We start from the raw sequence: 4,914 nt of genomic DNA on the forward strand, positions 1-4,914 counted from the left end.
TCGACGCGGCGCTCAAGGCCTACGAGGACGAGCGCAAGCCGGTCGTCCTGTCGACCCAGCGCGCGGCGCAGGCCAGCCTCGAGTGGTTCGAGCACCTCGGGCAGTACGTCGGGCAGTCCCCGGAGCAGTTCGCCTTCAACATCATGACCCGCAGCCGTCGCGTCACCCACGACAACCTCAGGGTGCGCGACCCGGAGTTCGTCGCCGCGACGGACGCCTGGTTCGCGAAGTCGGTCCCGGGTGGTCAGCCGGACACACCGCCGATGTTCCAGCCCTTCCGGCTCGGCCCGCTCGAGCTCGTCAACCGGGTCGTCGTCTCGCCGATGGACATGTACCGCTCCCCCGGCGACGGCATGCCGACCGAGTTCCACCTCGTCCACCTCGGCGGCAAGGCCCTCGGTGGTGCGGGACTCGTCATGACCGAGATGGTCTGCGTCTCACCGGAGGGCCGGATCACGCCGGGCTGCACCGGCATCTGGAGCGACGAGCAGACGGCTGCGTGGCGCCGGATCACCGACTTCGTCCACGACCAGTCGCCGGCGAAGATCGGCTGCCAGATCGGCCACTCCGGCCGCAAGGGCTCGACCAAGCTCATGTGGGAGGGCATCGACGAACCCCTCGACGACGGCAACTGGGAGGTCGTCGGCCCGTCGCCGCTGCCCTACCAGGAGGGCCTCAACCAGGTGCCGCGCGAGCTGACGACCGACGACCTGGCCGCCATCACCGAGGACTTCGTCACCGCGGCGCGGCACGCGGTCGACGCCGGTTTCGACCTCGTCGAGCTGCACTGCGCACACGGCTACCTCCTCTCCTCGTTCATCTCGCCGCTCACCAACCAGCGCACGGACGCCTACGGCGGGTCGCTCGCGAACCGGCTGCGCTACCCCCTCGAGGTCTTCGCCGCGATGCGTGAGGCGGTGCCGGAGGACATCCCGATGACGGTGCGCATCTCCGCGACGGACTGGGCCCCGGGCGGCATCACCGCGGAGGACGCGGTCCAGATCGCGCAGGCGTTCAAGGATGCCGGGGCCGCCGCGATCGACGTGTCCTCGGGTCAGGTCGTCCCCGACGAGCAGCCTGCCTTCGGCCGCAGCTACCAGACGCCCTTCGCCGACGCGATCCGCAACCGCGTCGACCTCCCGACGATCGCGGTGGGCATCATCAGCTCGTGGGACGACGTCAACTCGCTCGTCCTCGCCGGACGCGCCGACCTCTGCGCGATCGGGCGCGCGCACCTCTACGACCCGAACTGGACGCTCCACGCGGCCATCGAGCAGGACTACGAGGGACCGGGTGCCGTGTGGCCCGACCCGTGGAAGGCGGGTCGTCGCAAGCCGCAGACCGGCCGCACCGACGGTCCGAAGCCGCGGCTGCAGCTCGTCCGCGAGGGAGTCCAGGGCACGCGCCACCAGAGGTGGCGACCGCATGGGTGACCTCTCCGCGCTGCGCCCCCTGTGGTCGGCGCGCGGGGTCGCCGTCATCGGCGCGACCGACCGGGAGGGCGCGCTCGGCCGGCTCCCGCTCGACTTCCTCCAGCGCTACGGGTATGCCGCTGAGCTCGTTCCCGTGCGTCCCGACGGTGGCCGCGTGGCGGGGTTGGAGTCCTACCCCAGCGTCGTCGCCGCCCGCGCGGCGGGGCGCGAGGTCGACCTCGCCATGATCATGGTCTCGGCGGCACGCGTGCCGGGCGCCGTCGAGGACTGCATCGAGGCGGGAGTGCCGGTCGCCATCATCTGCTCGAGCGGCTTCGCCGAGACGGGTGCGGAAGGGGCCGCGCTGCAAGCGAGCGTCGTCGCCCGAGCGCGGGAGGGCGGCATACGGCTGCTCGGTCCGAACTGCATCGGGACCGTCGGTGTCGCCACGGGGCAGGTGACCTCCTTCTCGCCGCTCTTCTCCGGGGAGCACACCGAGCTCGTGCCCGGGCCGATCGGCTTCGTGTCCCAGAGCGGCGCGCTCGGCTACGGCGCCGTGTCCCTCGCCTTCGCGCGAGGTCTCGGGCTCGGCTGGGTCGTCAACACCGGCAACGAGTCCGACATCACCTCGGTCGAGGCGATGCGGGCCATCGCGGAGGAGGAGGGGTGTCGCGGCATCCTCGCCTACGTCGAGTCGCTCACCGACCTGCCGGGCCTGCGAGCGCTCACCGCCACGGGCGTGCCCGTGGCGGTGCTCAAGGCCGGGCGCTCCGACGCCGGGGCGCGGGCGGCCGCCTCACACACGGGCGCGCTCGCTGCGGGCGACCGGGTCGTGGACGCCGCGCTGCGGCAGGTCGGTGCCGTCCGCGTCGACGACGTGGAGGAACTGCTCGACGTCGGGGACGTCATGACGTGTCCGCGGCCGGGCGGTCGGCGGGTGGCCGTGGTGACGACCTCGGGCGGGTCCGGGATCCTCGCCGCGGACGCGGTCGAGGAGCACGGCCTCACGCTCGCCGCGCTCTCGGACGCCACCACTGCCGCCCTCGACGAGATCGTCCCCGCGTTCGGGTCGAGCGCCAACCCGGTCGACGTCACGGCCTCGGTGATGAGCAACGGTGCGCTCTTCGACCGGACGCTCGACGTCATCGCCGCCGACGACGGCGTCGACGCGATCGTCGCGTGCTTCTGCGTGCTCACCGGCCAGGACGTCGACGACGTCGTCGCCTCCCTCGAGCGGGTCGCGTCGCACAGCGGCAAGCCGGTCCTCGTCGCCCGCACCGGAGCCGACCACCTCGCTCCCGAGGCGAGCCGGCGCATGCGTGAGGCCGGCATCCCCTCCTACCCCACGCCTGCCCGGGCGGTCCGCGCCCTCGCCGCACTCTGCGACTTCGCCGACGCCGCCCCCGACGCTGAGGCGGACGTCGCGCACCCTGCACCTTCGACAGTGCGGGGGGCAGGGACGGCGGCATCAACACCACCTGCACCAGCTGCGGACGCGAGCGAGGCGGAGCTCAAGGAGCTCCTCGCCGCGCAGGGCATCCCCGTGCCGGCCGGTCGGTTCGCCACCGACGCCGACGACGCGCGGGCGGCCGTCCACGAGTGCGGGGGCCGGGCCGTCCTCAAGGCGGTCGTCCCCGGGCTCGTGCACAAGAGCGACGCGGGCGGCGTCGTCGTCGGCGTCACGGCAGAGACCGCGGGAGCGGCCTTCGATCGCGTTGTCGCCCTCGGCGGCCGGGTCTGGGTCGAGGAGCAGGTCGAGGGCGGCGTCGAGGCGCTCGTCGGCTTCGCCCCGAGCCCGCTCGGCACCGTCCTCACGGTCGGCGTCGGCGGGGTGCTCACCGAGGTCGTCGCCGACGTCGCCCTCCGAGTGCTGCCCGTTGCACGCGACGAGGTCGGCGCGATGCTCGACGAGTCCCGTCTCGGTGGCCTGCTCGCCGGGGTGCGCGGCGCGCCACCCTCGGACCGCCGGGCCCTGGTCGACGTCGTCACCCGGCTGTGCGACGTCGTTGCCGACTGGCCACCCGGCTTCGAGCTCGACCTCAACCCGGTCACCGCGCTCCCCCAGGGCCACGGGGTTCGTGTGCTCGACGCCGCCTACGTCCCACCGGAGGAGTCCCCATGACGTCCGCCATCAGCCCGCGCCCCGGAGGTGCCCCGGCGGCACAGCGGATCGGGAACCTCGACCGCGACATCAGGGACCTCGACATCGCCACCCTCGTCACCGAGGCAGGACGACGCTTCGCCGAGCGCACCGCCATCGAGGCCGACGACGGGACCTTCACCTTCGCCGAGGTCGCCGAGCAGGTCACCCGCATCGCGAACGGCCTCGCCGCCTTGGGACTGCGCCACGGCGACAGGGTGCTCGACCTGCAGACGAACTCAGCGGCATACGTCCTGACGGACCTCGCCATCCGCTCCGGGGGGTTCGTCCGCGCGGCCCTCAACCACCGTCTCCACCCCACCGACTGGGAGCGGATCGCGCGAGACTCCGGCGCCCGCGGGCTCATCGTCGACGCGGCACACCTCGAGCAGGCGGCGGGCGTGCGCGAGCTCGTCGACGTGGTCGTCGTCGTCGGGGACGCACCCGGGCAGCTCACCCTCGACGAGGTGGTCGGCGCGGCCCCGACGACGCCCCTGGCACCGTGCGACCCTGACGACCTCTGCGGGCTGCACTACTCGTCGGGGACGACCGGCCACCCCAAGGGCGCGATGCGGACGCACCGCAACTGGATGGCATCCGTCGTCAACATGACCCACGACGTGCTCGGCGGCACGCCGGACCCCGACACCGACTGCTACGTCCACGCCGGGCCGGTCACGCACACGTCGGGACTGTTCGTCCTGCCGTTTCTCGTCGCCGGCGCCCGCCAGATCGTCCTGCCGTCGTGGGACCCTGCGACCTTCGTCGACGCGGTGCGGCGCCGAGGAGCCACCCACACGGCGCTCGTGCCGACGATGGTCGCGCGGCTGCTCGCCCTCGACGGCGTCTCGCGGGAGCTGCTCTCCGGGCTGAAGATGCTCGGGTATGCCGGCGCGCCCATGCCGCCCGAGCAGATGCGCCAGGCCCACGAACGGCTCACCCCCAACCTCGTGCAGTACTACGGGCTCGTCGAGGCGATCCCGCCCGTGACGGTGCTCGACCGCGAGCTCCACGCGCGTGGGCTCGCCGACGAGCCGGCCCTGCTCACGTCCGCGGGCCGACCGGCGGTCAGCGTCGAGATCGCCGTCGTCGACGAGTCCGGTGAGTCCCTGCCCGTCGGCGAGACCGGGGAGGTCGTCACACGCGGCGCCCACGTCATGTCGGGATACTGGAACGCGGAGTCGCGGGACGACCTCGGCAAGACCGTCGTCGACGGCTGGCTCCACACCGGGGACCTCGGCCGCGTCGATGCCGAGGGCAACCTCTGGCTCGTCGACCGCAAGGGAGACATGATCATCTCCGGCGGTTACAACATCTACCCGCGCGAGGTCGAGGACGTCGTGGCCGAGGTGCCCGGCGTCG

The 4,914-nt window shown here is 73.0% G+C and carries 3 protein-coding genes; all 3 read left to right on the forward strand.

Annotated features, from left to right (window positions below; all coding sequences use genetic code 11):
* A partial coding sequence (locus LOY02_RS17805; RefSeq protein WP_317183708.1) for a tRNA-dihydrouridine synthase occupies positions 1 to 1,433 on the forward strand: 1,433 nt, incomplete at its 5' end.
* On the forward strand, positions 1,426 to 3,534 hold the full coding sequence (locus LOY02_RS17810) for an acetate--CoA ligase family protein (RefSeq protein WP_317183709.1): 2,109 nt from the start codon (positions 1,426 to 1,428) through the stop codon (positions 3,532 to 3,534). The genes LOY02_RS17805 and LOY02_RS17810, both read left to right, overlap by 8 nt.
* On the forward strand, positions 3,531 to 4,914 hold a 1,384-nt coding region (locus LOY02_RS17815; protein ID WP_317183710.1), incomplete at its 3' end, for a class I adenylate-forming enzyme family protein. The genes LOY02_RS17810 and LOY02_RS17815, both read left to right, overlap by 4 nt.

The sequence above is a fragment of the Intrasporangium sp. genome (assembly GCF_032907665.1).
Lineage (GTDB): Bacteria > Actinomycetota > Actinomycetes > Actinomycetales > Dermatophilaceae > Intrasporangium.